We start from the raw sequence: 25,758 nt of genomic DNA, 5'->3' as shown, positions 1-25,758 counted from the left end.
GTTGAAATAAAAGAATCTGTAATGAGAGAAATAGAACAATTATATCATAATAATTTTGGAATTGCCTTTTACTGGAAAAAGGAAAACGAAACCATCACCGACAAAGTACAATTGGTTTTTAAAGAAACCGGATTTTATTTCACGGTTCAGGAACTGAATTATTTTTGTGATTTAATTGAGGACAGTATGATTGAAAATGCGTGTTGTGAGGCTTGCGAACTAAAAAACTCCTGTCATAAATTCCTGCTCAAAACTCCTTGCGCTGCAATAGATTTGGCGGTTTCTATCAAAGAATTAAAATCAATCAAAGACTTAGTTGAAGGTTCTTTATTCCGAATCGAACTGGATGAATATGTTTACGGAGTTGGCTTAAACTAAAAAAACGCTCAAAATCATTCGTTTATAACAAAAACAAAGTGATTATTTCTCGAATTTTTTAAGTTCAAAGTTTTCACCGTCAAATACGCCATAGGTAAAATAGCCAATCCAGTCGCCTAAATTCACATAATTGGAATCTTCTCCAACCGGAAGAACCATCGGTAAATGGCGATGGCCAAAAATAAAATAATTGTAGTGTTTGGTCTCCAGTTTACGTTTGGCGTATAAAACCAGCCATTCGTTTTCTTCTCCCAGGAATTTTACATCTTCATCCCCTGAAATCAATTTGTTTTTAACGGATAAATACTGTGCCAGACTTACCCCTACATCAGGATGAAGCCAACGAAAAAGCCATTTTGAAAACGGGTTAGTAAAGACCTTTTTCATACGTTTATACCCTTTATCACCTGGTCCTTTTCCGTCACCGTGACCAATTAAAAAGGTCTTTCCATTAAAAGTAAACTCCTTGTTATCATGGTAAACCGGAATATTTAATTCGGTTTCAAAATAATCATCCATCCATAAATCATGATTTCCCACGAAAAAATAAACAGGAATTCCGCTATCACGAATTTCAGCCAGTTTCCCTAAAATACGAACAAATCCTTTTGGTACAACCGTTTTGTATTCGAACCAAAAATCAAACAAATCCCCCAGTAAAAAAATAGCTTCTGCATCTTCTTTCACCTCATCCAGCCAGGCCACAAATTTCTTTTCACGTGGCAAACTCAACTCTTGCGTTGGTGCTCCGAAGTGCTGATCTGAAGCAAAATATACTTTTTTCATTTAGATTATTAGATTGTTGGACTTCTTAGATGTTGGATTTCTTAGATGTTTTAAATTATCAGATCGCTTGACTTTCGACTTTTGACTTTCGACTTTCGACTTTTGACTTTCGACTAAATTAATTATCTGAAGCGTACCATTCGGCAAACGAAGATTCCGTTTCCTGAAGTTTAAGGGAAAAAAGGGAAATCTCCTTAGGTAACCGTGCTATAATTCTGTCGGCAAAATCAACTACCATGTTTTCACTTGTGGGCTGATAATCTACCAGAATTACATGGTGACCACGATTCTTCAATTCATTTGCCAATTCGACATGTGGTGTTGTTTGATTAAAAACCGTCGCATGATCAAACTGATCGACGATTTCTTCCTTTACAATTTTCTTTAGATCCGAAAAATCAATTACCATCCCGAATTTCACATTCGATCGGTCTGTAATTGGCGAACCAATAACCGTTACCGATAATTTATAACTGTGTCCGTGAACGTTCTTGCATTTACCGTCGTAACCGTACAAAGCATGTCCGGTTTCGAAACTAAATTGTTTTGTAATTCTGATATTACTCATCGATTTGAATTTTAGGTTGCAAATTTACAAATTAATAACCGTTCTCGTCTCTTTTTTTAGCTCTGTTATACATCCAATATGCAATTCCGACTAAAACAACGAAAGGAATAAAGGATCCGATCACCACTCCTATCTGATAACTGCCGTCCGGAGCAGCCTTAATTTTCTCTGCAACATCAACTTGCTGCAACAACGAAATAATCCTCATCTTGATTTATTTTTTATGTTTCACTTCAAAAACATTTCAAATTTATGCCTGTCTGACGCTGCATCCAATGACAAATATCATAATACAAAATCTCTGAAAGGAATCAGATAAAAATTTAGGATTCCGCTATTTCTTAAACTGCTCTAAAGCATTTCTGCTAAAGTCCGACAAAACTAATTTTCCTGTTATAGAGGCACGCTCGACAAGTAAAGATTCCCAATGTTCGGTTCCTTCCCAAATAATTTTCTTCATTTCGTACAAAGCTTCAGGATTATACAGACTTAATTGTTGAGCAAAATCTGCTACCGCCACATCTAAATTTTCAACAGTATGAATCTCTGTGAACAATTTATTCTCTAATGCCCATGCTGCCGATTTCCATGCATGTGCTGCCAAGGTCATTTCGGCCATTGCAGCTTTTCCAATCTTACGCGAAACAGCAGGTTCTATCACAAACGGCCCAATTCCGATGGCCAATTCCGACAATTTCACGGCACTTTCAGGAGTCGCAAAAACATAATCACAAGCCGAAATAATTCCGACACCGCCACCAACTGCTTTTCCCTGAACACGAGCCACAATAATTTTAGAACAATTTCGCATCGCGTTCAGCAAATGAGCAAAACCAGAGAAAAAGTGTGCTCCCTGTTGTTCATTTTTCACGGCTAGCAACTCGTCAAAAGAAGCACCTGAACAAAAAACTTTAGTCCCTAAACTTTGTAAAACAATAACCGAAACGGCTTTATTCTGACTTAGAGTATTAATTTCGGAAGTTAAACGATCTAATAATTGTCTTGGAAAAGAATTGCTGGCCGGATGCCCAAATTCAACTGTTGCAACAGCATTATGGTAAGTAGTCTGTAAAGAACCTTCAAGTTTTTCTGCACTCATAAAAATAAATTTGATCGTAAAGTTACGGTTTTGAAAAATATTTTCATCGGAAGTGATTTGAAATTTGCTTTTTGAAAATTAATTGACTTAATTTGCTCTCGTATTTGGGAAATTAGCTCATTTGGCTAGAGTGTCCCGATGAAAAATCGGGAGGGTGATAGTTCGAATCTGATATTCTCCACCAAACAAATCACACGGGGGATTAGCTCATTTGGCTAGAGTATCCCGATGAAAAATCGGGAGGGTGATAGTTCGAATCTGATATTCTCCACCAAACAAATCACACGGGGGATTAGCTCATTTGGCTAGAGCGTCCCGATGAAAAATCGGGAGGGTGATAGTTCGAATCTGATATTCTCCACCAAACAAATTACACGGGGGATTAGCTCATTTGGCTAGAGTACTTGCCTGGCAGGCAAGGGGTGACCGGTTCGAATCCGGTATTCTCCACTAAAAAACCGTATTACTTCATTGGAATACGGTTTTTTTATTTTGAAAGAAAATTTCTTACTGTTCATTCGCAGAATCTTCGGCATCTACTCTATCTTTTTTAGCCTTTTTAAAATCATTATTTAAGAGATCTGTCAGTTTCTTTTTCTCTCTTTGATTCTTTCTGACTGTAAATACGATCACGATGATTACAACAAGCACTACGGCTCCTATTACTATCCAATTGATTTCCATAACTTTAATTTTGAGTTAAAAATAAAAATTTAGAAGCTTTGTAACATTACCAAAAAGTTAAACCTTAACTTAAAAAAATCCGGAATCGAAAAAATTGCTCGCGAAAAAACAATCTCCTTACAATTCACTCCATTAAGTTAGAAAGATTTGTTTTAATATTTTCATAAAAACTGAGGTTGTACCCATAAATAAAAGTTAAATGTATCAAAAGAAGAGAGTTCGGAATTGTTTTTGCTAAACTTATCGAATACAACTTTTAAACGCCAAAAAAATGAAGAATTTAATTTTACTCCTAAGCCTTATTTTTATTACTTCTTGTTCGTCAAGCGACGAAAACACCCAGGGTATTTTCCATTCTCCTTCCTGGATACAAGGAAGCTGGAAGGATAATACAACCGGAGCGATCCTTACTTTTACCAAAAATGACATCAAATACAATTCTGACGGAAATACCTATTCTTTCAGTAAAAATCAAATTAGGATATCCTCCAACCAAATCATCCCGCAACAAATAGCTAAAACTGATTATTTGTATATTGTAGACTTTGGTCAGGGGCTTGAAGGATCATTAATCCGATTTAACTTTTTCAGAAAGACAGATAATACAATAGAATCAAAAGGACATTTACCCGGGAATTATATCCGATTATAGTTAACCCCAATTTTATCGCGTATTTCTTATAGCTGTCAGAATAAAAATCATCATTCTAATCGAGACATTACACAGAGATTCACAAAATGTACACACAAAGATTCACGAAATCCTGAAGGCATATTTACACCACCGAAAACCAAAATTACAAGAGCTTACTTCAACAAATACCCAAATCGAATCGACCCATAAAAATACCCCGCATTGGTGTTTGTATTCGGATCGTTTAATTCTCTGCCCCGATAGATAAACGAGTACGACATATTGAAGTTGTTGTGTCGGTATTTTAGTCCTGCCTCGGCATTGAAACGAAGGGGTTCCAAGTCAAACGTTAGCGGACTGGTGTTGCTAAACATACTGCCTTCGATGGTAGCGTCGTAAAACTGGTAATTGACACTTGGCATTGCGTAAAAGTAAAACTCACGGATATTGTATTGCCGAGTATTGCTTACCGAGGCATCGTGTAAATTGGAATCATAAACCGGGAGTAGTTTTTTGAAACCAATTCTAGTCAGTAAACCTGTTGAAACACCTGTGAAGATTGTCCCTACATTGGCTTCCGACTGAAAGTGAAGATCGACAAAATCATTGTGCTTTGCAGGAAACAATTTCTTCGAATACATTACATGCATCTGAATGGCGAATGCGTTGTGCAGCTGGTTTTCCCAACCATACACCGTTTTGTACCCAATAAGATGATGGAAACTTTCCTGAGTTTCTCTTCCCATGGCATTAGGGCCCATAAAACCAAGTTGAAAATCGGTCTTTAAAACGGATTCGCTTTTATAGAAAAAACTTCGTCCTGCTTCGGCAAAAAGATAACCTGTGAAGGGACGATCGTTAATCGTAACAGCTTCTTTGTTTATAAATCTCGGATTATAGATATACTGCCCAATACGAAATTCAGTGATTTTCTTGTTGATTTTTTCGTTATTGTTCTTCGACAAAAAACGATAAAAAAGCTCCAGGCCATTGGTATAGTACATATCGTTTTTAGACGAAGTATACAAATCGTTATCTGTAATTAAACCTATTTCTGTCGTTTTCGCCTGTCCAAAACTCAAAATCGTCGTCAATAACAGGAATCCGAGAAAGCTTTTTTTATTCTGCATTGTAATTTATTTTCCCAACCGAGCGCATTTCACGAACAATTCGTTCCTTTCTTCGGTTGATATAACTGGAAGATCCTGTTGCTTTAAATTTTCTTGGGTTTGGCAAAATGGCTGCAATTCCGGCTGCCTGCATTGGTGTTAGACTTGAAGCATCACGACGGTACCAATGTTCGGTAGCGGCATAAGCACCGTATACTCCATCTCCCATTTCGATGCTGTTCAGGTAGACTTCCATGATACGTTCTTTGCCCCAAATGAGTTCAATTAAAACGGTGAAATAAGCTTCTAAACCTTTACGGAAATAACTTTTCCCCTGCCATAAAAAAACGTTTTTAGCGGTTTGCTGCGAGATGGTACTTCCGCCACGAATACGACGTCCGCGCTCGTTGCTTTTATAGGCTTTTTGAAGTGCTTTAAAATCGAAACCATTATGTTTTAGAAAAGTTCCGTCTTCACTGGCAATAACCGCTTTTTGCAAATTCATTGAGATCTTATCGATAGGTTCCCAGTCATGATCAAAATAGACTTCTTTACCAGCCGTTTTATTTTCGATTGCCCGAATGATCATTAAAGGAGTAAAAGGTACAGGCACATATTTAAAAAACACAACAGACGCAATCGAGATTCCGAAGAACCATAAAAATAATTTGATGAAAAACCACTTTACTTTTTCGCCAAAAGAGCGATTGCCTTTCTTTGGTGCCGGTTTTGGTTTACTGGTGGTTGTTTTTTTTGGTGCCGGTTTTTTGGGTGCTGCCATTATATTAAATCTGTTAATCTAAAATGTAATACTAAAAATAGTACAACTTAGAACATTACTTCTTTATTACTTTAAACGTTTCTTTTTTATCATCCTGAGTTACCACCAACAAATATACCCCAGAAGCATGATTTTTAAAATCAATACTAACTTTAGAATCCGAGTAATTATTTATAGAAAGCAACTGTCCACTTAAAGTATAAACTTCTACTTTCGAAAGTACCGAATTACTTTCTATATATAAAACATTTTCTACTGGATTAGGATAATATTTAAAATTGGAAAAATGAGTTCCGTCAATACCCAGTGACGATGTTTTATCAAACACAAGATTATCCAGATAAGCATTATCTCCGGCATCAGATTTACCAATATGCTGTAATGATATTCTAATATCTGCCCCAACATATGGTGTCAAATCAACTGTGTATTTTTTATAATCATCACCGCTGGCCGACTCTGGTTTTATTACATCCCCCACTACATTCCCGTTTACGACAACTCTAAACATTGATTCTGTATTTGAAGAAACAAAGGTTTGTTTTAGATCAAAATGCATAAATAAACTGCTTGCATTTGCTGCATTTACTTTTGTATTTATCTTGGCGATACTACTTTCATTTCTTTCCCATACCGAAGAATTCTCAACAGCGGCTCCTTTCTTTATTTGAGAAGTTCCATTGACATTCTTCCATTCTGATGGTGTACTGTTTCCTTTCATCACCAGTATATTATTGCTAGAATCTAAAATAATTCTCTTATTGCCCCCCTCAAAAATCAACTCTCCTGGCGGCATTTTTGTAAAGTCATATGTTACTGTTTTTCCACTTCCATCGATAGAAGACGTATATCCTTCTTTCAATTCAAAATCATCAACAAGTAATCGTGAACCACCCGAATTGGCAAATTCCATCAAAAAGCTATAGTCTCCCGATACCAGGGGCGTGAAGTAATAAGATACATCTCTATAATTGTATTCGGTCAGTCTATCGTTGTTCCCTGTTTGACTAATATTAAGTGACATATTGTAATCGTTTTGCCCTTTTCCAACATATAACCCAACACCCTGAATACGATACTCGTAACTATTTCGTCCTTTCAGGTTAAACTTATAAGTAGTCCCCGCATTTAAATAAAACATAGGAGTCATGATCTGAGTCAAAAATCCACCGGTAAGATATAAATAACCGGTATCATCAAATCCCGACCTTTTATAATCGGGACTAAATCTATAATTAAGATCATCCTTAGCTGTATTTTCTAAAATAAATTCGCCTCTTAAAAACTTAAAACAATCCGGAAGGACGTTTGTTCCGTAACGACTCAGATTGGTAAATTTCTCTTTCCACGGTAGTGCCAGTGACTCGCATGTCGTTTCTATTTTTCGCGGTCCTGCTTCTAATGAATTACCGGATGCGCAAGTGGTTTTGAAATAAAACTCATACGAGGTTCCGATTTGCAGCTTAGAAATCAAAATCTCATTCTTTTTGGTGTTTACAATAGTTCCCGTACCTTTAGCAAAACCGGTTAATCCGTATTCTATCTGAACATTTTCTGTTGCCTGATTTTTAGAAGTCCAGCTTATTAACGTCGAATTATGATTAATATCAGAGAAAACTACATCTATTGGTTCATAACATGGTAAAGTCTGATCATAACGAAAATCATCTATTAAAAGAGTGTTTCGTACGTAGTCTCCATTAGTTGATTCGGCCATATATTTAAAAACGATCTGTTTGTTTGCTCCCTGGTACTGAGAGAAGTCAATATTAACTTCTTTTCCGTATAGTGGCAAACTATTAATTTCCTGCTCTGTAATGGTCAGATAAGGTTCGAATGTACTAAGATCCGCAGCATTCTTGATTGTTCCTACAATTAAAGTTCCGGCTTTCGAACTACCCGTTTGCGAACCTCTAAGCCAAAATTTTACTTTTTTGTTTTTATCAAAATCATCCAGATAAGGAGAAATCAATATTGCACTGTCTTTGTTTGTATACAATGCAAAAGCATAAGGCGCACTGGTAATATTCGGCAAATTAAATTCTGCTAATTGCGCATAAAGCTGAATATTGTAACTCCAGCAAAAAGTAGTACTTTGATCTAAATTCCTGCCATGTTCATCAAAATTCTCAACAAAAGGTGCTGTTTTTGAACAAAAAGTTTTAAAGGTATATCTATCACTCCAATCTGAGGTAATATTGGTATCGCAATATGCTCTTACTCTATACTCGTAAGTGCCAAGAGCTAATCCCGCCAAATTATAAGGATTTTCAGTGACCTTAATTATCGTTCCTGAACCACTTACAAAACCTTTAGGTCCATACTCAATATCAAAACTTTGAGATGGTTTTAGAGTATTATTATCTCTCCAATCCAGCAAAACACTATCAGGACCTGACTGTCTTGCACCTAATATTCCGGGAATTGGACAGTTATTCTGAATGTATTCAAAATCATCTATAAAAAACCTGGTTGATCGTTGATTACTAATCTTTTGTTTGAACCCGATATATTTATCCGTTCCAAAATAATTAGAAAAATCAACATCATAGTTCAGCCATTTAGCCTTATTTGCAACCGGAACTACAATAGTTTTATAAGCTTTGAAAGTAGAATAATCTTCCGGATCTGAAAGGGTTCCTATGATAAGTTCCACTGACAGGTCATCTGACTCTTTAGGAACCTGCATCCAAAAGTTGATCTTTTTATGATTGTCAAAATCTTTAAATCTCGGAGAAACCAGCACTACTCTATCCGTTTTTTCTCCCGTTCCCGGAGGGTAAACAAGATCTAACTGACTTGAAAGCAATACTGATTGGGAACCATTACGCACCGTAGAACTACCGTTATTGATCGTATTAATATTCACAAAACGATCTTTACGATAATACCTCTGATAAATATAAGGCACAATTCTGGTCCAGCATCCATTTTTTTCAAAAGCGGCATTTTCAAAATTTTCAGTATAACCAGCCGTTAATCCTAAACATTTGGTTTTAAAATTACCTCTGTCAGACCACGCGCTGTATTCACTTCCACATTTGGCACGAACATAAAAATCGAAATCTGTATCGTCCTGAAGCGATTCTAACTTAAACGGAATTACTGCCGCATCAACGATCTTTCCTGAACCATGAGCAAATCCTTTTGGTCCGTATTCTATTTGAAATTGTGATGCAGGTTTATAATTTTCCCAACTAACAGTGGCAGAATCATAACCCAAATTGATGGTTTTAGGATTAAGAGGTTCTAGACATACAGGTGTCTTTTCATACGTAAAGTCATCGATACTAAAATAGGAATCACTTTCATTATTGTACCTCAAAGCAATATAATTATGGTTATTGCTCTTTACGTAATTATCTAAATAAACGGTATGCTCTTTCCATAACGAAGATTTATATCCGTTTTCAGTCTCGTTTATCTCTGAAGGCAGAATTGTTTTTAAAGCAACAAAAGTAGCTGCATTTTTAGGATCAGACATTGTTCCTATGGTCAGCGAAGTTTTATTATAGTCATCGTCGCTACTATAAGCTAAAAGACTAAATCTTATTCTTTTATCAGAATCCAGATCTGCAATATATGGTGTTACAAGATAGGCTTTATCAACATTTAAAGCACCTACAAATTTCGACATTACAATCGTTGTCGTACCTGTTTTAGGTGCGGGCTTTCTTGCCCAGCCCGTATCTTCCAAACTACTCTGAACCAAACATTTTCCTGCAATCACACTCCAGCAAGGATCAATATATTTTGTCCCTTCAAAAGAGGTACTGTACCTATCTGTAATTACGGTACAAGGTGTTTTGAAACTTATTGTCTTAGTCCAGTTAGAGAACAAATCATCAATACAATTGGCGCGTACCTTTACTTCATAATCTGTATTTCCAACCAATTTATCCAAAGTAAAAGAGCTGCTCTGAATAGTAAAAATTTCAGTAGTTTTCTTAACTGTATTAGTCAGACTCACTTGAAAATTATTTTGATTAGGAGCATCAAAATTTATCTGAGCACTATTTTGCTGAACGTTTGATACGGCAAAATTAGTCTGATTGAAACAATCTGATGCTTTTTCGTAACTAAAATCATCTATATACAAACTGGTACTGTTACTCCCATAGTATCCCCTCTTAAAAAAGAACACCACATATTGATCGGTGCCATTATAATTAGTAAAATAAACGGTTTCCTGCCTCCATTCTAACCCTAATTTTGGTTCTATTTTTTGCAGAAGATGAAATGTGTTTTTGTCATTGGGATCACTCATAGTCCCGACTAACAATTCTGTATCCGAATTATAAAGTCCGTTTAGCCAAAATTTTATTTTTCGATCGGTGGCTAAATCATTGAATCTTGGAGATATCAAACCAATATGGCTTTTATCGTCATAGTTATAACTAGCCATTATCATCGAAGAACCTGCTGCATTATTTTCGCTATGATTCTTATAGGTTGTAAGAGATACACCGGCTATACTGGTGCTATTGTTATAGATAAGGCCCCTCCACTCTAAATTTGTGGTGTTTTTATCATTAAAGTTTGTCGCATAACCCACAGAAAAGACTTTATCACTTGATGCCTGTATCGTTTTTGTGTCTGACCAATTTCCCCATAAAAAAATTGTCCCCTGCAAACGTCTCTCTCTGACTCTAAAATCATATTTTCTTAATGGATCTAATGTAAATCGATAAAAGTTTATACCGGAAAGAGTCTTAGTGATCCCCTCCCCAGGCTTAAAACCTGCAGGCCCATATTCGAACTGCCATTCGTAAGTATTATAAACATCATATGCATGATATTCAACCAAAACTTCACCAATAAGTGAAACGGTTACATCAAAAACCGGATCGGCTACAATAGGTTTAGTTTTATTAGTGGCATGTGTAAAAAGAAAGGTAAAAAAAGAAAAAAGAACAACTAGAGTAGTTTTTTGCATGTATTATCCGTTTTTTGGGTTGTGGTATTTTTGAATTAAATTCTTTTAAAATTATATTAAATCTGCTAATTCTGTTCCTATTAAACTCCCGATTGCTACTCCCATACCACCTAAACGCACTCCACAAAACACGTTTTCAGACAATTGAGTAACAACAGGATTTTTACTGTTTCCTATTCCCATGATACCGCTCCAACGATGGGCGATTCGGAAATCCTGATTCGGTAAAATTACATTTTTAAGTAAATCCTCCAATTTATTTTGTACAATTTTCGTCTCCCCAAATTCAGTTGTTGTTTCGGTTTCAAAATCAAGATTTCTGCCACCGCCAAGTAAAATTCTATCGTTTATATTTCTAAAATAATAATACCCGCGATCCAGATGAAAAGTTCCTTTGATGGCTAAATTTGCAATGGGCTCTGTAATCAAAACCTGTGCTCGGGCAGGCTTTACTGCTCCTTTTGTCAACTGAGCTGCAAAACCGTTGGTGGCGAAAAGTACTTTTTTGGATTTAAAACTAAAATCATTCAACACCAGTTCAACCTCACTTCCTAAGTCAGAATAAGCAGTAAGAGTTTGCTGGTTGAGAATTAAAATATTCTCAGCAACAGCCTGTCTCAGCAATTCCTGCATCATGTTTCCGGTATCAATTTGTGCCTCAAAAGGATTAAAAATCAAATAATCGTGACTGCTTCCAAAACCAAACCGATCGAATTCTTTGGCAAAAACATCCGCTTTGAAAAGTGGTTTTAAAATTTCATTGACGAAAGGCAGCCTTGCCATACACTCCTCAAAATTTAAATCATCTTCTCTTAAAAACAATTCATATCCGCCATACGGTTTAAAATCTATTGCAGTATCGCCTAATCGTTTTCTCAACAGCTGCAAGCCCTTCCATCTTTTTTCTACAAGCCGTATCACTTCCTCTTCTGAATGTGTTTTAAGATCTTCCATAATTTCAGAAAGACTTCCAAAGCATGCAAAGCCGGCATTTTTAGTACTGGCTCCTTGCGGCAGCATTCCTTTTTCTAAAATCAGAATTTTTGCGACCGGAAATCTTTCGCGTAAGCGCAGTGCCGCGTGCAGTCCTACGATTCCGCTGCCAACAATAGTATAATCAACATTTGTAAACCAGTTTTTGAGTTCCCAGTAGCTTAGTTCCATCATAAAATAATAAATCACAATTAGTTAAAATCCAAATCACAATTTAGGAAATAAATTTAAACCGGAACTTTCATTTTTTAAAATTCCAAAACGCGTACTATTTTTTTTTAGCCACGAATTCACGAATTATTTTTACTGATCCTTAAGAATAAAAATTCGTGAATTCGTGGCTAAAAAAACTTAGCCCATAAACTTTAACAATTTTTGGAATTTGGAATTTAGCTAATTTGGAATTTAATTGTTGTATTTTTAGTCCCACGAAAAATTAGAATTTTATTATGAAAAAAGTATTATTTACAACCTTAATAATGATGAGTTTAAACGCTATCGGACAAAATGTAATGTCCCCAGAGTTGTTATGGAAATTAGGAAGAGTGAGTGCGCTCGGACTTTCGAAAGATGCAAAAAATGTTGTTTTTAAGGTTTCGACCCCTTCTATTGAAGAAAACAAATCGTCTTCTAAATTTTACATCATTCCTATAGGTGGTGGAACTGCAACCGAAATTAAAGACACTAAAGAAGTTTTAGCAGACAAAAACGTTTCGCCTGACGGAAAATTTTTAGTGTACAACGAAGAGGTGAAACTGGAAAAAGTTTTAGGCAAAGATTTTTATCCAAAACTGGATAAATCTGATGCTCAAATTTATGACGGATTGGATTATCGTCATTGGGATACCTGGAATGAAGGTAAATTCAATCATGTTTTTTACAAAGAAAACAAAGAAGGTGCCGCTGGAATTGATATCCTGAAAGGCGAGAATTTTGATTCTCCGCAAAAACCTTTTGGTGGTGACGAAGATTACATCTGGTCCCCTGACGGAAAAAGCATTTTGTATGTGTGCAAGAAAAAAGCAGGAACACAATACGCAATTTCTACTAATACTGATATTTACGAGTATAATTTAGAAACTCAAAAAACAATAAACAGAACCGAAGGTAATTTAGGTTACGATACAGCGCCACAATTTTCCCCAACAGGAAACTTAACCTGGCTGCAAATGAAACGTGACGGTTATGAAGCGGATAAAAACGATCTTATTGTTGAATTTAAAGGCATTAAAACAAATTTAACGGCAAACTGGGATGGAACTGTAGATAATTTTATCTGGAGTAAAGACGGTAAAAATGTATACTTTGTAGCTCCGGTGGATGGTACAAAACAGCTTTTTACAGTTAACTTTCCGGGATTGACCAGAATCGCTATTCAGGTTCGTCAATTGACTAATGGAGATTTTGATGTGAATGATTTAGTAGGTTTTGCCGGTGATGATATTATTGTCACCCGAAATGACATGAATCACGCTCCGGAAATTTATTCTTTTAATTTAAAGAAAAACACCTGGAAACAAATCTCAAATGTAAATACAGAAACCTACAAAACAATAGCACCTAGCAAAACAGAAAAACGTTATGTAACTACTACAGACGGTAAAAAAATGTTGGTTTGGGTAATTTTACCTCCAAATTTTGATGCTTCTAAAAAATACCCAACCTTATTATTCTGTCAAGGTGGGCCACAAAGTGCTTTAACACAATCGTATTCTTTCCGTTGGAATTTCTCCTTAATGGCTGCAAAAGGTTATGTGGTAGTTGCACCAAACCGTCGCGGAATGCCGGGTCATGGTGTTGAATGGAACGAGCAGATTAGTAAAGATTGGGGCGGACAGGTTATGGATGACTACCTTTCGGCGATCGACGATGTTTCTAAAGAAAGCTATGTCGACAAATCCCGTTTAGGATGTGTAGGCGCAAGCTACGGAGGATATTCTGTGTTTTACCTAGCGGGTATTCACAAAAACCGTTTCAAAACTTTTATCGCTCACGACGGTGTTTTCAATACCGTGAGTATGTTAGGAACTACTGAAGAGGTTTTCTTTAACAACTGGGATTTTGGAGGTCCGTACTGGGAAAAAGACAATGCAGCAGCTCAAAAATCGTATACTGTTTTTAACCCTGCAACAATGGTTCAAAACTGGAACAGACCCATCTTAATTTTCCAGGGAGGAAAAGATTTCCGTGTACCAATCGGACAGGGACAAGAAGCTTTTCAGGCGGCACAATTAAGAGGACTTAAAAGCAGATTTGTATATTTCCCTGATGAAAATCACTGGGTTTTACACCCGCAAAACGCTCAGGTTTGGCAAGGTGAATTCTTCAAATGGTTGAACGAGACGCTTTAAACCGTAGATTTTAAATTAAAAAATAGCCGTAGATTTTCAGAATCTGCGGCTATTTTATTTTCCGAGCCCTCTTAATTATGTAAAACATTAGCATTATTTTGTATTTCAAAAACCGAAATTTTAAATAAATTGCACTGATTTCCATTATAAGCATCCAAAAACCTATAACATTACCCCATGGAGAGTAAAAAAAGTTACATGCCGATAAAAGTACTCTTCAGTTATATTGCTCTACTGGGATTAGTGGTTACCGTAGGTTGGTTTTTGTATTCAGAAAATGTGGTTTACAATAAACTCGAAAGTAAGATTGCTTTTGAGAAAACTAAAATCTTAAAAGTAAGCAAACTGTTTTCTAACGTTTACAAGACCGAAAGTTTAGCCCGAAAAACCATCCAGACCAATTCTGAGGATGATTTCAAAAATTACCTTATCGAAACCGATTCTTTGAAATCCAGAATCGATACCTTAAAACAAATTGTTACCACACAATATCAAAAGACCCTGCTGGACAGTGTTACATACCTGTTGTCGGAAAAGACAAAAAACATCAAACAGTTAAAAACCATAAAAAATAAAGCCGACGATGAAGTCTCGGTAAATACGGCAATTGATGAAATCACCAAAATGGAGTTTAAACTCCGTAAATTAGAACTTCAGGATTTCAACAAGAATCCGAATCAATTAGGGAGTTATCAGCGCAATGTACTTCAAAAATATGTGGATTATCTCAATCAGAATATCCCTGACGACAGTACAAACACCCTGAGCAAACAAGCCTCGGATTCCATCTTGGCCAATTCGAAGAAACTCTTAAGCAATGTAAAACTGAAAGCTGAAAAGAAAAAAGAATCACTAAACTTCGAAGAAAACAAATTATTAAAAAATGAAATCGCGATTTCTGAACAGCTACGAAAAGTACTTCGAATTATCGAAAGAGAAATCATCATCAACTCGATAAAAAACAATTCTTTAAAAGAAAAATCGCTTAAAAAAGTGAATGATATTGTTACGGCTTCGGCTATTATTGGCTTGGTGCTTACTTTATTTTTCTCGATCCTAATTGTGAGTGATTACTCTAAATCGCAGGTTTATAAAAAGAAGCTGGAGATTGCAAATTTTAAAACAAAAAACTTACTGAAAAGCCGCGAACAGCTCATTTCTACGGTGAGTCACGATTTAAAAACCCCTTTAAGTACAATTGTAGGATATTCAGAATTGCTGGGTAATTCTGAGGTAAATTCCAAGCAGTCTTATTTCATCAAAAACATTAAAAATTCTTCTGAATACATTACACAGCTGGTTCAGGACTTATTGGACTTTTCTCAAATCGAGGCTGGAAAAATCACCATTGAGAAGGTCCCATTTTTATTGCCGGAAATAATTGATGGAGTAGCCAAGAGTATTCAAACCGTTTACAAACAAAAGAACATCGACCTTATTATTAACGTTGATGAAAAATTGAATGCCCGAATTGTTGGAGATCCCTTTAGACTAAAACAAATTTTAAGTAACATCATTGGAAATGCCTATAAATTTACCGAAGAAGGCTTCATAAAAATAAGCGCTTACACCACAGAAAATGATGATTTTTTTGTTGTTTCTATTCAAGATTCAGGAATTGGAATCGAAAAAGGGAATCAGCAATTAGTTTTCGAAGAATTTGCTCAGGCGAATGAAGGAATCGAAAAAAAATATGGTGGAACCGGCTTGGGATTATCCATTTGTCAAAAAATAATTTCGATTTTAGGCGGAAGCTTAAGTCTCGAAAGTACTTTTGGAAAAGGAAGTACTTTTCAAATTCAACTTCCTTTATTGTTTGATAACAGTCAAAATTTAGTAGTTGAAGAGAAAGAATCCGTTATACTGAATGCTCCAAAACAAACGTTTATCGTTCTTGACGACGATATTAATCTTCTGAACTTAACGAGTGGTGTTTTGAGACAGGAAAAACATGAGGTATTTTCTTTTAACAGTGCCGAAAAAGCTTTAGAAGCCATTGGAAGTACTCCTTTCGACTTTATTATCACTGACATACAAATGCCGGAAATGGACGGTTTTATGTTCTTGGAAAAACTCAAAAACAGCGGTTACTCCACTTTTAAAAACCAGCCCGTAATTGCTTTAACCGGAAGAACTGATCTGGATGCAGCAATTTATACCAAGGCAGGTTTTACCACGGTAATTCAAAAACCTTATTCCCCTAAAATACTGTTGGAGACGATTCATCTAATTTTGGAAAACGACACATTGCCCAATATTGACATTAACAAAGAGGAAGAAACGGTAAATTCAACATTGTATTCACTGGATACGCTGAAAGAGTTTTTAGGCGACGACAATGACGAACTAAAAGAAATCCTGAAAGCGTTTATTGAAAACAGTTCTGAGAATCTGAACGCTTTAGAAAATGCCTTCGAAGCAAAAAGCACGGTCGAAATTAACTTAATTGCGCATCGAATGGCTCCTATGTTTAAACAAATTCAGACACAAGAGATTAGTGAAATTTTAAAAGTTTTGGAAAGTACGAACCTTGACATTTCTGAAGTAGACAGTATACTGAGTACCTTAAAATCTAAAACAAATGTACTTTTTAACGCTTTACGACAAGAAATCGTTTAATCTATATTGTAATGCTTTAATTTATTGTAAAGTGTTTTTCTGGTAATCTTAAGTAATTTTGCTGCTTCCGATTTGTTATTTTGCGCTCTCGATAACGCCTGAATAATGGCTTCTCTTTCATTTTCAGATAACGAAAAATTATCATTAGAACTTGTTGGCTTTTGTATCTGAAAAAACTCTGCCGGCAGAACATCACTTTCGATAAATTCACCTTTGGACAACAATGTCGAACGTTTGACACAATTTTGCAATTCACGTAAATTTCCCGGCCAGTTGTAATTTTGAAAAATTGCAACTACTTCGGGTGAAAATCCAATCACCTCTTTGTTCAGCTGCTGGTTCGCTTTTTCCAGAAAATAATCGGCGAAAACCATCAAATCTTCCTCCCGCTCTTTTAAAGAAGGCGACAATATAGAAAACTCGTTGATTCTATGGTATAAATCCTCTCTAAAATCGCCGTTTTTTACTGCCTCACGCAAATCTTCATTCGTAGCGGTAATAATGCGAATATCGACGTTTATTTCTTTATTACTTCCAACAGGTTTAATTTTTCGTTCCTGAAGTGCTCTTAACAGTTGAATTTGATTCTCATAAGAAAGATTCCCAATTTCATCCAAAAAAAGCGTTCCGCCATTAGCTGCTTCAAAATAACCCATTTTGTCGCTGATAGCACCGGTGAAAGATCCTTTTAGATGTCCGAAGAATTCACTTGCTGCCAATTCTTTCGGAATAGCTCCGCAATCGACTGCAATAAAATTATTGTTTTTCCTTAAACTTTGCTGATGGATACTTTTGGCAATAATTTCTTTTCCTGTTCCACTCTCTCCAATAATTAAAACCGACATATCTGTCGGACTTACCAATTGAATATGATCCAGAAGTTTTTTAGACGCTATCGAAATCCCTTTTACAAATTCGTTTTCGGCAGTAGTTTGTTTTTTTGCGGTTTTCTTCTCTTTCACCACTACTTCATCCGTCTCCTCTTCTGAAGCTTTTAACGCATTTGTGATGACCAGTAAAACTTCATCAGGATTGAAAGGTTTCGAAATGTAATCGGCTGCTCCATTTTTGATCGCTTTCACTGCAGTATTAACATCAGAGTAGCCCGTCATCAAAATTACCGGAACTTGAGGGTATGCCGTTTTAATTTCGGCCATAAGACCGATACCATCAGAATCAGGTAAACGGAGATCTGTTAAAATCAAATCGAAAGATTCTTTTTTGATTGCAACTCTGGCTTCGGCAGCTGAGAAAGCAATAGCTACTTCGTATGTTTTTTTGATTAGAAATTTCTCTAATAATTTGCAGAACGAAATATCATCTTCTATCAGTAATATCTTTGGCATTTGTTTCTGAGGACTTTTTTGCTAAAATAATACTAATAAAATTGTCTTTTCACAAAATTATGTAAAAAAAAAGAGATTGCTTATCGCAATCTCTTTTTCACCAAAAACATAAATCTAAAATTCACCTAATTATATCTTCAACCAGTTGCCATTGACATCTGAAAAAACAGTAGCCTTTTGGTCCCCAACTGATATCTCAAGTTTATATTCCTTTTTTTCGTTTACCCAGGCTTTCGCAAGTTTTGCACCCGGATAAGCGGTTTGTAGTGCCGTTTTCACAGCAGCTGGTACAGCATCTGCAGCAACTTCTGTATATTCTGTCTGAACATTAACAGCAATTTTTATTTGCTCCTGAGAAACAACAGTATTCGCAGAAACGGATAAACTTCCTAAAACAACTGCTACTGATAAGGCTAACTTTTTCATATTATTCTTTTTTAATATTTCGGGGAAATGTCTCCTTTGTCATTTGTGAAAACAAAATGTTTCTCCTGATCAGCCCCGGAATTCAGTTCTAATTTGTACTGCTTTTTCGGATTTACATAAGCCTTTACAAGCTTCGAACCTGGAAAAGATTTTTCTAAAGTCGCTTTAACTTCAGCTGGAAGCGCTTCTGGTTTTATTTCCTTAAAATCGTCTTGAAATGTAACGACATTCAAAACTGATTTTTTTAATGTAGTCGCTTCTGCATTCGTTACTAAACCTCCTAAAATGATGACAGCTGATAAAATTAACTTTTTCATAAGTACTTGCTTTTTTTAATTACTATTAGCTGATAAAATTAGGCAATTATTTTTTAAGAATATTTCCGGAAGCGTCTGTAAACACAGTGTATTTTTTATCTCCGCTGGAAATTTCCAATTTATACTCATCCTTCTCACTCTTATACGCTTTTTCAAGTTTTGTGTTAGGGAAAGATTTTTCGATTGTTGATTTAACTGCTGCTGGAACTGCATCCGCACTAACTTCTTTATATTCATCCTGAACAACTACAGCTTGAATGTCTGAAGTTTTCACTGTCGAAGTCGCTGCCTGAACGGATAAACCTCCAAGAACAATCGCTGCTGATAAAATTAACTTTTTCATAATAAATGGTTTTTATGGGTTACTAATCGTTATTTTTTAAGAATATTTCCGGAAGCGTCTGTATAAACTGTAGATTTTTCTCCTCTAACGGTTATCTCTATTTTATACTCCTTCTTTGCATTTACATAAGCTTTGTCCAGTTTTACTCCCGGATAAGCATTGTCTAATGCGGTTTTGATCGCAGCCGGAACTGCATCAACTTCTTTATATTCATCCTGAACACTTACAGTTTTCACCAATAAACCTGTCATTGTTCCATTTCCTGCCTGCATAGACAAACTACCTAACACGATAGCTGCCGATAAGATTAACTTTTTCATAATGATCCTTTTTAATGGTTCTTATTAATTATTTTTTGATCCAGGTTCCATCTGCATTTGCATAAAGAGAGCCTACTTTGTCTCCTACTGTAACGCTCAGTTTGTACTCCGTTTTTTCATTTTTGTATGCTTTTGAAAGTATTGCATCCGGATACGCTTTTTTAAGAGCATCGATTACAGCAGCAGGAACTTCTTCCACTTTAATTTCAGTGTACTCGTCCTGGATAACTGCTGTTTTTACGATTGTATTTGATATTGGAGAAGTTGAAGCAAATGATGTTAAACCTCCCAAAACGATTGCGGCTGATAGAAATAAATTTTTCATAGTGTGTATATTTAAGCACTCTTAATTTTATTTTAATGTTCTTAATTTGTATAAACATAAGAACGGCTTTACCTTATTTTTTAATCCAGGTTCCGTCTGCATTAGCAAAAAGATTACCTACCTTTTCTCCTACTGTAACGTCTAATTTGTACTCGGATTTTTCGTTTTTATACGCTTTTGTAACTACAGCGCTTGGATAGGCTTTTTTCAAAGCTTCCGTAATTGGAGCAGGTATCTCTTCTAATTTGATCTCTGTATATTCGTCTGCAACAGAAACCGTTTTAACGATAGTGTTTGCAATTGGAGCATTTGAAGCAAATGATGTTAAACCTCCCAAAACGATTGCGGCTGATAGAAATAAATTTTTCATAGTGTGTACGTTTTAAATTATTAATAGTTGTTTACGCTTTAGATAATGAAATTATTATGCCGTAACGAAAACGTTGTACCTTCAATTACTTAAGTCCTTATTTTTAAAGGGATTAAATCATTTGTGCCAAAATTTAAAATTTATAAAAAGTGTGTAACCCAGGCAAAACCTGTATAAAAAATACACACCGAAAGTGTTTACTTCACTAAAAAACAAACCCGATAAGTTCTAAAACCTATCGGGTTTACCAGTTGGTAACATAAAAAAAGGCTGTTGAAAAATCAACAGCCTTTACTTCTATTCCTCTATAGGTTTCATTTTAAATGTATCCATAAAAGCAGTAGTATAATCTCCTGCAATATATCTTGGGTCATCCATCAATTGTCTATGGAATGGTATTGTAGTTTTGATGCCTTCAATAACAAATTCATCCAGAGCTCTACGCATTTTGCTGATAGCTTCTTCTCTTGATTGTGCCGTTGTGATTAACTTAGCAATCATCGAATCGTAGTTTGGCGGGATGCTGTAACCAGAATATACGTGAGTATCTAAACGTACTCCGTGCCCTCCCGGCATATGAAGCGTAGTAATTTTTCCTGGTGAAGGACGAAAATCGTTATAAGGATCTTCAGCATTAATACGGCATTCGATGGCGTGTAATTGTGGTAAGTAGTTTTTTCCTGAAATTGGAATTCCGGCCGCTACCATAATTTGCTCACGAATTAAATCGTAATCAATTACTTGTTCAGTGATCGGGTGCTCCACCTGAATACGGGTATTCATTTCCATGAAATAGAAGTTTCTGTGTTTGTCAACCAAAAACTCAACTGTTCCGGCTCCTTCGTACTTAATGAATTCTGCCGCTTTTACAGCCGCTTCTCCCATTGCCGCACGCAATTCGTCAGTCATGAATGGTGAAGGTGTTTCTTCAGTTAATTTCTGGTGACGACGTTGTACAGAACAATCTCTTTCAGAAAGGTGACATGCTTTTCCGTATGAATCTCCAACAACCTGAATTTCGATATGACGTGGCTCTTCGATAAGTTTCTCCATGTACATTCCGTCATTTCCAAATGCAGCGGCAGCTTCCTGACGTGCACTTTCCCATGCTTTCAATAATTCATCTTCTTTCCATACCGCACGCATTCCTTTTCCACCACCACCGGCAGTAGCTTTAAGCATTACCGGGTAACCAAATTCTTTAGCTAACTTTTGTGTTTGTTCGAAAGATTCTAATAATCCGTCAGAACCTGGTACACATGGAACTCCTGCCGCTTTCATTGTCGCTTTTGCAGAAGCTTTATCTCCCATTCTGTCAATCATCTCAGGAGCTGCACCAATAAATTTGATTCCGTGCTCCTGACAAATTTTTGAGAATTTAGCATTCTCAGAAAGAAATCCATAACCTGGATGTATTGCATCTGCGTTAGTAATTTCGGCAGCAGCAATTATATTTGACATTTTCAAATACGATAAGTTACTTGGAGGGGGACCAATACAAACCGCTTCATCAGCAAACTTAACATGTAAACTTTCAGCATCGGCTGTAGAGTAAACTGCTACAGTTTTGATTCCCATTTCTTTACATGTACGAATTACACGAAGTGCAATTTCTCCTCTATTTGCAATTAATATTTTTTTAAACATCTTATTTTAATTAGATAATTAGATAATTAGATAATTAGATAATTAGAGATGTCTGTATTAATTCTGTCAGATCAATCTAAAATCTAAAATCTAAAATCTAAATTTATTTATGATGGATCAACTAAGAATAAAGGTTGGTCAAATTCTACAGGAGACATATCGTCAACAAGAATTTTTACAATTTTACCTGAAACTTCCGATTCGATTTCGTTGAATAATTTCATTGCTTCAATTACACAAAGAACATCACCTTTTGCGATAGTGCTTCCAACTTCAGTAAATACTGGTTTGTCTGGAGATGGTTTTCTGTAAAAAGTTCCAATAATTGGAGATTTAATAGTAATGAATTTAGAATCTTCAACAGCAGCAGGTGCCTCAGCACTTACATTTACAACTACCGGAGCTGTTTGTTGAGGAGCAACTGCTTGTGGCAATGCTGCCTGAGCAGGTAATTGCTGTACATAAGTAGTTTCAGTTACATTTCCTTCTAAAGTTGTTCTGATCGTGATTTTCACATCATCCATTTCCAACTTTACTTCTGCAACACCCGAATTTGCTACAAATTTGATTAGGTTTTGAATTTCTTTTAAATCCATAATGATTCGTTTTTAGTTTTGATTTATTTTTTATCGTATGCCCATTTTAGGTAAATAGATCCCCAAGTGAATCCTCCACCAAAAGCGGCAAAAATAATATTATCTCCTTTTTTAAGCAAATGTTCAAAGTCGCTTAATACTAATGGTAACGTAGCTGAAGTGGTGTTACCATATTTTTCAATATTCACCAGTACTTTTGAATCCTCAAGATTCATTCTGTTTGCAGTAGCATCGATGATACGTCTGTTTGCCTGATGTGGCACTAACCAATTCACATCCTGATTCGTAAGATTGTTTCTTTGCAAAATCAATTCGCTGGCATCAGCCATATTGGTTACAGCGTATTTAAAAACGGTTTTTCCGTCCTGAATAATATTGTGTTGTTTGTTTTGTACGGTCTCCGCTGTAGTTGGAGTTAAAGAACCTCCTGCAGAAATTTTAAGAAAATCGCGTCCTACACCGTCGCTTCGTAAGTATTCATCTTGTAAGCCTAAGCCTTCATAATTGGGTTCGAATAAAACGGCTCCCGCTCCGTCACCAAAAATAATACAAGTTGCTCTGTCTGTATAATCTACAATTGATGACATTTTATCGGCACCAATTAATAGTACTTTTTTATATCTTCCTGACTGCACATAAGCTGCAGCGGTAGACATTCCGTATAAGAAACTTGAACATGCCGCCTGCAAATCGTAAGCAAATGCATTGGTAGCTCCAATTTCTGTCGCAACAAAAACTCCAGTAGAGGCTACCGGCATATCTGCTGTAGCTGTTGCCATTATAATCAGATCAATCTCTAACGGATCAATATTAGCTTTTGCTATTAAATCCTGTGCTGCTTTTATAGCAAGAAACGATGTTCCTTTATCAGCATCTTTTAAAATCCTTCTTTCTTTAATTCCGGTACGAGTAGTAATCCATTCGTCATTGGTATCGACCATCGTTTCCAAAACTTTGTTCGAAAGTACAAAGTCTGGAACGTAAGCTCCAACAGCGGTAATTGCGGCTGTGATTGTATTCATTATATTCAATTATTTCGTTTCAAATACAGCGTATCTGAAAAATTTTTAAAAGACTTGAAAATTACAAAAAAAAACGAAATTAATTTGCAGTTATTTTCTTAAAAAAAGAAAAGTATAACCAACAAAAAAAACTCTCACTATGTGAGAGTTCCAGTATCATTTACAAAAACGTATTAAGCAACCGCTACAGATTTATCGATAACAACTTGCCCTCTGTAGTACATTTTACCTTCATGCCAGTAAGCTCTGTGGTATAAATGTGCTTCTCCAGTAATAGGACATGTAGCGATTTGAGCTACAGTAGCTTTATAATGTGTTCTTCTCTTATCTCTTCTTGTTTTCGAGATTTTTCTCTTAGGATGTGCCATTTTACTATATTATTTATCCGTTAATAGTTTCTTTAATTTGTCCCAACGCGGGTCAATATCTTCTTCTTGTTTACTCTCTTTTTTCTCTTCTTTAACCGTTAGCTCATTCAGTTTTTTTAAAGCATCAGTTTGCAAACTGCCGTCTTTCACTCCTGGATGAACTCGTTTTAGAGGTACCGACAGTGCAATCATTTCATAAATGTACTGTGCTACATCAATTTCATGTTCTCCATGCGGTAAGATTAAAAGCTCTTCATTATCGTTATTGAATTCTTCTCCAAAACGAACAATTAATTTCATTTTACCTTTTAAAGGCAAATCAAAATCTTCGCTTGTCAGATCACAAGGTACATTTACAGTTCCTTTGTGTTTGAATTCCAACTCTAACATGTTGCTTTTCTTATCTAAAACTAAACCTACTTTGATATCCGAACTTTGAAATTCGTCGTAATCAAAGTTCGCAAAGAACGTGTTACTTATTTGATACTCAAAATGGTGTTTTCCTAGTTTTAATCCTACGAAAGGAATTAAAAATTCTTTTGTTTTGCTCATTTCAACATCAATTTGTCCAATCCGTATCTAAAACTCAGATGCCTGAATTGGGGTGCAAAGATATAAAATTATTATAAAACTAATAATCTTATTCACCTTTTTTTGTTTATAACTGTTTTTCTTTTATTTTGAGTGGTTTTTCAGTAATCTCCTCATACTGATTACGCGAGCGAAAAATATCTATTGCAAGATAAACCGCCTCCTTAAATGAGTTAAAATCTGCCATGTCTTTTCCGGCAATATCATAAGCCGTACCATGATCCGGTGAGGTTCTAACCTTATTCAAACCAGCCGTATAATTCACTCCTTTACCAAACGACAAGGTTTTAAACGGAATCAATCCCTGATCGTGATAAGTAGCTACAATAGCATCATATTTTTCATACTGACCACTTCCAAAAAAACCATCTGCCGAAAATGGTCCAAAAACCATAGTCCCTTTTTCAAAGATCTTTTTCAAAGCTGGCTTCAAAATTAAATCTTCTTCTTTCCCAATCACACCTCCATCACCACTATGCGGATTCAATCCTAAAACGGCAATTTTTGGCTTAACAATACTAAAATCCTGAACCAGTGATTTTCTGATCGTTTCAATCTTTCTAATGATTAGCTCTTCTGTCAAATGGGAAGAAACCTCATTCAACGGTACATGATCGGTAAGCAAACCTACTCGCAAATTATCCTGAACCATCATCATTAAAGCGTTCCCCTCTAATTCTTTGTCCAGATAATCAGTATGTCCCGGAAATTTAAAATCTTCCGATTGAATGTTGTATTTGTTTATTGGCGCCGTTACCAGAACATCTACCAAACCTTCTTTTAGCGCTTTGGTAGCCGCAACAAATGATTTAATTGCGTATTCACCAATTTTCTCATCATTTTTACCGAAGTTGATATCGACCCCTTCTTTCCAAAGATTAAAAACATTGACTTTTCCAGGCAAAACCTGCTCTAATTTATCTACACCGTGAAACTGAACTGTAGAGGTAAAGCTCTTTTTAACAAAAGAAAGTATTTTGGCGTTTGCAAAAATAACTGGCGTACACATCTCCAACATACGAGAATCTTCGAATGTTTTTAATATAACTTCGCTTCCAATACCGTTTAAATCTCCAACTGAAATCCCAACAATTATATTTTCTGCTTTTTTATTCATGAGCTCAGATTATTTATTACTAATTTTGATGT

Annotated in this window: 26 protein-coding genes and 3 tRNA genes; 7 read left to right on the top strand and 22 right to left on the bottom strand. The window is 35.8% G+C overall.

From position 1 onward, the window contains the following. Positions 1–21 precede the first annotated feature (21 nt). Positions 22–378, top strand: coding sequence for a hypothetical protein (locus JO950_RS09025; RefSeq protein WP_017496256.1), 357 nt, complete (start codon positions 22–24; stop codon positions 376–378). 42 nt (positions 379–420) lie between these two features. Here JO950_RS09025 and JO950_RS09020 read toward each other — a convergent pair whose 3' ends face one another. The 4 genes from JO950_RS09020 to JO950_RS09005 all read right to left on the bottom strand — a co-directional run bounded on the left by JO950_RS09020 (position 421) and on the right by JO950_RS09005 (position 2,831). Beyond that, the gene (locus JO950_RS09020; RefSeq protein WP_202702338.1) at positions 421–1,164 is read right to left on the bottom strand and encodes a UDP-2,3-diacylglucosamine diphosphatase; all 744 of its coding nucleotides are present in this window, start codon (positions 1,162–1,164) and stop codon (positions 421–423) included. A 118-nt stretch (positions 1,165–1,282) separates the two neighbouring features. Beyond that, positions 1,283–1,732, bottom strand: a complete 450-nt coding sequence (locus JO950_RS09015; protein WP_202702337.1) for a 6-carboxytetrahydropterin synthase — start codon at positions 1,730–1,732, stop codon at positions 1,283–1,285. A 31-nt stretch (positions 1,733–1,763) separates the two neighbouring features. Beyond that, on the bottom strand, positions 1,764–1,940 hold the full coding sequence (locus JO950_RS09010; RefSeq protein WP_202702336.1) for a hypothetical protein: 177 nt from the start codon (positions 1,938–1,940) through the stop codon (positions 1,764–1,766). Between the two features lie 126 nt (positions 1,941–2,066). Then, positions 2,067–2,831 carry an enoyl-CoA hydratase/isomerase family protein gene (locus JO950_RS09005; RefSeq protein WP_202702335.1) on the bottom strand — a complete coding sequence of 255 codons (765 nt, stop codon included), beginning with the start codon at positions 2,829–2,831 and terminating at the stop codon, positions 2,067–2,069. Positions 2,832–3,027: 196 nt separating this feature from the next. On the opposite strand from JO950_RS09005, the gene JO950_RS09000 reads away from it, so the two are divergent. The 3 genes from JO950_RS09000 (at position 3,028) to JO950_RS08990 (ending at position 3,281) form a co-directional block, all read left to right on the top strand. Beyond that, positions 3,028–3,105, top strand: a tRNA-Phe gene (locus JO950_RS09000). A 12-nt stretch (positions 3,106–3,117) separates the two neighbouring features. Beyond that, positions 3,118–3,195, top strand: a tRNA-Phe gene (locus JO950_RS08995). A 12-nt stretch (positions 3,196–3,207) separates the two neighbouring features. Further along, positions 3,208–3,281, top strand: a tRNA-Ala gene (locus JO950_RS08990). Between the two features lie 57 nt (positions 3,282–3,338). Here the strand turns inward: JO950_RS08990 and JO950_RS08985 are convergent. Then, positions 3,339–3,515, bottom strand: a complete 177-nt coding sequence (locus JO950_RS08985) for a hypothetical protein (protein ID WP_202702334.1) — start codon at positions 3,513–3,515, stop codon at positions 3,339–3,341. A 271-nt stretch (positions 3,516–3,786) separates the two neighbouring features. Between JO950_RS08985 and JO950_RS08980 the strand changes: the two genes are divergently transcribed. After that, entirely contained in the window at positions 3,787–4,167 is a 381-nt protein-coding gene (locus tag JO950_RS08980) for a hypothetical protein (RefSeq protein WP_202702333.1), read from the top strand. Between the two features lie 155 nt (positions 4,168–4,322). Here JO950_RS08980 and JO950_RS08975 read toward each other — a convergent pair whose 3' ends face one another. Genes JO950_RS08975 through JO950_RS08960 form a run of 4 tightly spaced genes read right to left on the bottom strand, consistent with a single transcriptional unit; the run spans position 4,323 to position 12,139 of the window. After that, entirely contained in the window at positions 4,323–5,279 is a 957-nt protein-coding gene (locus JO950_RS08975; RefSeq protein ID WP_202702332.1) for a lipid A deacylase LpxR family protein, read from the bottom strand. Then, entirely contained in the window at positions 5,269–6,039 is a 771-nt protein-coding gene (mtgA, locus tag JO950_RS08970) for a monofunctional biosynthetic peptidoglycan transglycosylase (protein WP_202702331.1), read from the bottom strand. Before mtgA ends, JO950_RS08975 begins: the two co-directional genes overlap by 11 nt. Positions 6,040–6,094: 55 nt before the next feature. Next, positions 6,095–10,975 (bottom strand): T9SS-dependent choice-of-anchor J family protein, encoded by a 4,881-nt coding sequence (locus JO950_RS08965; RefSeq protein WP_202702330.1) that lies wholly within the window; start codon positions 10,973–10,975, stop codon positions 6,095–6,097. A gap of 51 nt (positions 10,976–11,026) precedes the next feature. After that, on the bottom strand, positions 11,027–12,139 hold the full coding sequence (locus JO950_RS08960; RefSeq protein ID WP_202702351.1) for an FAD-binding oxidoreductase: 1,113 nt from the start codon (positions 12,137–12,139) through the stop codon (positions 11,027–11,029). A 278-nt stretch (positions 12,140–12,417) separates the two neighbouring features. Between JO950_RS08960 and JO950_RS08955 the strand changes: the two genes are divergently transcribed. Both JO950_RS08955 and JO950_RS08950 read left to right on the top strand, forming a co-directional pair. After that, entirely contained in the window at positions 12,418–14,319 is a 1,902-nt protein-coding gene (locus tag JO950_RS08955; RefSeq protein ID WP_202702329.1) for a S9 family peptidase, read from the top strand. 177 nt (positions 14,320–14,496) lie between these two features. Beyond that, complete coding sequence (locus JO950_RS08950) at positions 14,497–16,938, top strand: ATP-binding protein (RefSeq protein WP_202702328.1); 2,442 nt, start codon at positions 14,497–14,499, stop codon at positions 16,936–16,938. Here the strand turns inward: JO950_RS08950 and JO950_RS08945 are convergent. The 13 genes from JO950_RS08945 to pdxA form a co-directional block, all read right to left on the bottom strand. Further along, positions 16,935–18,284: a sigma-54 dependent transcriptional regulator gene (locus JO950_RS08945; RefSeq protein WP_202702327.1), complete on the bottom strand. Its 1,350-nt coding sequence runs from the start codon at positions 18,282–18,284 to the stop codon at positions 16,935–16,937. The two genes, JO950_RS08950 and JO950_RS08945, sit on opposite strands and share 4 nt — an antisense overlap. Positions 18,285–18,413: 129 nt before the next feature. Then, positions 18,414–18,710: a hypothetical protein gene (locus tag JO950_RS08940; RefSeq protein ID WP_202702326.1), complete on the bottom strand. Its 297-nt coding sequence runs from the start codon at positions 18,708–18,710 to the stop codon at positions 18,414–18,416. Between the two features lie 11 nt (positions 18,711–18,721). Further along, positions 18,722–19,027, bottom strand: a complete 306-nt coding sequence (locus JO950_RS08935) for a hypothetical protein (RefSeq protein WP_202702325.1) — start codon at positions 19,025–19,027, stop codon at positions 18,722–18,724. Positions 19,028–19,073: 46 nt separating this feature from the next. Then, positions 19,074–19,370 (bottom strand): PepSY-like domain-containing protein, encoded by a 297-nt coding sequence (locus JO950_RS08930; RefSeq protein ID WP_202702324.1) that lies wholly within the window; start codon positions 19,368–19,370, stop codon positions 19,074–19,076. A gap of 29 nt (positions 19,371–19,399) precedes the next feature. Continuing rightward, a complete protein-coding gene (locus tag JO950_RS08925; protein ID WP_026109966.1) occupies positions 19,400–19,690 on the bottom strand; it encodes a hypothetical protein in 291 nt (96 codons plus the stop codon). Positions 19,691–19,718: 28 nt separating this feature from the next. Further along, positions 19,719–20,015 (bottom strand): hypothetical protein, encoded by a 297-nt coding sequence (locus tag JO950_RS08920; protein ID WP_202702323.1) that lies wholly within the window; start codon positions 20,013–20,015, stop codon positions 19,719–19,721. 73 nt (positions 20,016–20,088) lie between these two features. Next, entirely contained in the window at positions 20,089–20,385 is a 297-nt protein-coding gene (locus JO950_RS08915) for a hypothetical protein (protein ID WP_089077200.1), read from the bottom strand. A 297-nt stretch (positions 20,386–20,682) separates the two neighbouring features. Next, positions 20,683–22,032: an acetyl-CoA carboxylase biotin carboxylase subunit gene (gene accC / locus JO950_RS08910; RefSeq protein ID WP_017496276.1), complete on the bottom strand. Its 1,350-nt coding sequence runs from the start codon at positions 22,030–22,032 to the stop codon at positions 20,683–20,685. A 107-nt stretch (positions 22,033–22,139) separates the two neighbouring features. Next, positions 22,140–22,628: an acetyl-CoA carboxylase biotin carboxyl carrier protein gene (accB, locus tag JO950_RS08905; protein WP_202702322.1), complete on the bottom strand. Its 489-nt coding sequence runs from the start codon at positions 22,626–22,628 to the stop codon at positions 22,140–22,142. Between the two features lie 23 nt (positions 22,629–22,651). Continuing rightward, entirely contained in the window at positions 22,652–23,650 is a 999-nt protein-coding gene (locus tag JO950_RS08900; protein WP_017496278.1) for a beta-ketoacyl-ACP synthase III, read from the bottom strand. Positions 23,651–23,823: 173 nt separating this feature from the next. Then, on the bottom strand, positions 23,824–24,018 hold the full coding sequence (gene rpmF / locus JO950_RS08895) for a 50S ribosomal protein L32 (protein WP_007137315.1): 195 nt from the start codon (positions 24,016–24,018) through the stop codon (positions 23,824–23,826). Between the two features lie 9 nt (positions 24,019–24,027). Beyond that, complete coding sequence (locus JO950_RS08890; RefSeq protein WP_017496279.1) at positions 24,028–24,570, bottom strand: DUF177 domain-containing protein; 543 nt, start codon at positions 24,568–24,570, stop codon at positions 24,028–24,030. Positions 24,571–24,676: 106 nt separating this feature from the next. After that, on the bottom strand, positions 24,677–25,726 hold the full coding sequence (pdxA, locus tag JO950_RS08885) for a 4-hydroxythreonine-4-phosphate dehydrogenase PdxA (protein ID WP_202702321.1): 1,050 nt from the start codon (positions 25,724–25,726) through the stop codon (positions 24,677–24,679). Between the last annotated feature and the right edge of the window lie 32 nt (positions 25,727–25,758).

Origin of the sequence: Flavobacterium sp. UGB4466 (assembly GCF_903469665.1) — a bacterium.
Lineage (GTDB): Bacteria > Bacteroidota > Bacteroidia > Flavobacteriales > Flavobacteriaceae > Flavobacterium > Flavobacterium lipolyticum.
This window is presented reverse-complemented; position numbering and strand designations above follow the sequence as displayed.

Bases quoted from the DNA above. Each gene is read 5' to 3' on its own strand.
- JO950_RS08965 (WP_202702330.1), bottom strand. From the start codon at position 10,975: ATGCAAAAAACTACTCTAGTTGTTCTTTTTTCTTTTTTTACCTTTCTT.
- JO950_RS08985 (WP_202702334.1), bottom strand. From the start codon at position 3,515: ATGGAAATCAATTGGATAGTAATAGGAGCCGTAGTGCTTGTTGTAATC.
- JO950_RS08930 (WP_202702324.1), bottom strand. From the start codon at position 19,370: ATGAAAAAGTTAATTTTATCAGCAGCGATTGTTCTTGGAGGTTTATCC.
- JO950_RS08950 (WP_202702328.1), top strand. From the start codon at position 14,497: ATGGAGAGTAAAAAAAGTTACATGCCGATAAAAGTACTCTTCAGTTAT.
- JO950_RS08925 (WP_026109966.1), bottom strand. From the start codon at position 19,690: ATGAAAAAGTTAATCTTATCGGCAGCTATCGTGTTAGGTAGTTTGTCT.
- JO950_RS08915 (WP_089077200.1), bottom strand. From the start codon at position 20,385: ATGAAAAATTTATTTCTATCAGCCGCAATCGTTTTGGGAGGTTTAACA.
- accC (WP_017496276.1), bottom strand. From the start codon at position 22,032: ATGTTTAAAAAAATATTAATTGCAAATAGAGGAGAAATTGCACTTCGT.
- JO950_RS08980 (WP_202702333.1), top strand. From the start codon at position 3,787: ATGAAGAATTTAATTTTACTCCTAAGCCTTATTTTTATTACTTCTTGT.
- JO950_RS09020 (WP_202702338.1), bottom strand. From the start codon at position 1,164: ATGAAAAAAGTATATTTTGCTTCAGATCAGCACTTCGGAGCACCAACG.
- JO950_RS09025 (WP_017496256.1), top strand. From the start codon at position 22: ATGAGAGAAATAGAACAATTATATCATAATAATTTTGGAATTGCCTTT.
- JO950_RS08940 (WP_202702326.1), bottom strand. From the start codon at position 18,710: ATGAAAAAGTTAGCCTTATCAGTAGCAGTTGTTTTAGGAAGTTTATCC.
- JO950_RS08945 (WP_202702327.1), bottom strand. From the start codon at position 18,284: ATGCCAAAGATATTACTGATAGAAGATGATATTTCGTTCTGCAAATTA.
- pdxA (WP_202702321.1), bottom strand. From the start codon at position 25,726: ATGAATAAAAAAGCAGAAAATATAATTGTTGGGATTTCAGTTGGAGAT.
- JO950_RS08935 (WP_202702325.1), bottom strand. From the start codon at position 19,027: ATGAAAAAGTTAATTTTATCAGCTGTCATCATTTTAGGAGGTTTAGTA.
- JO950_RS08890 (WP_017496279.1), bottom strand. From the start codon at position 24,570: ATGAGCAAAACAAAAGAATTTTTAATTCCTTTCGTAGGATTAAAACTA.
- JO950_RS09015 (WP_202702337.1), bottom strand. From the start codon at position 1,732: ATGAGTAATATCAGAATTACAAAACAATTTAGTTTCGAAACCGGACAT.
- JO950_RS09010 (WP_202702336.1), bottom strand. From the start codon at position 1,940: ATGAGGATTATTTCGTTGTTGCAGCAAGTTGATGTTGCAGAGAAAATT.
- JO950_RS08960 (WP_202702351.1), bottom strand. From the start codon at position 12,139: ATGGAACTAAGCTACTGGGAACTCAAAAACTGGTTTACAAATGTTGAT.
- JO950_RS08900 (WP_017496278.1), bottom strand. From the start codon at position 23,650: ATGAATACAATCACAGCCGCAATTACCGCTGTTGGAGCTTACGTTCCA.
- JO950_RS09005 (WP_202702335.1), bottom strand. From the start codon at position 2,831: ATGAGTGCAGAAAAACTTGAAGGTTCTTTACAGACTACTTACCATAAT.
- JO950_RS08955 (WP_202702329.1), top strand. From the start codon at position 12,418: ATGAAAAAAGTATTATTTACAACCTTAATAATGATGAGTTTAAACGCT.
- JO950_RS08920 (WP_202702323.1), bottom strand. From the start codon at position 20,015: ATGAAAAATTTATTTCTATCAGCCGCAATCGTTTTGGGAGGTTTAACA.
- mtgA (WP_202702331.1), bottom strand. From the start codon at position 6,039: ATGGCAGCACCCAAAAAACCGGCACCAAAAAAAACAACCACCAGTAAA.
- accB (WP_202702322.1), bottom strand. From the start codon at position 22,628: ATGGATTTAAAAGAAATTCAAAACCTAATCAAATTTGTAGCAAATTCG.
- JO950_RS08975 (WP_202702332.1), bottom strand. From the start codon at position 5,279: ATGCAGAATAAAAAAAGCTTTCTCGGATTCCTGTTATTGACGACGATT.
- rpmF (WP_007137315.1), bottom strand. From the start codon at position 24,018: ATGGCACATCCTAAGAGAAAAATCTCGAAAACAAGAAGAGATAAGAGA.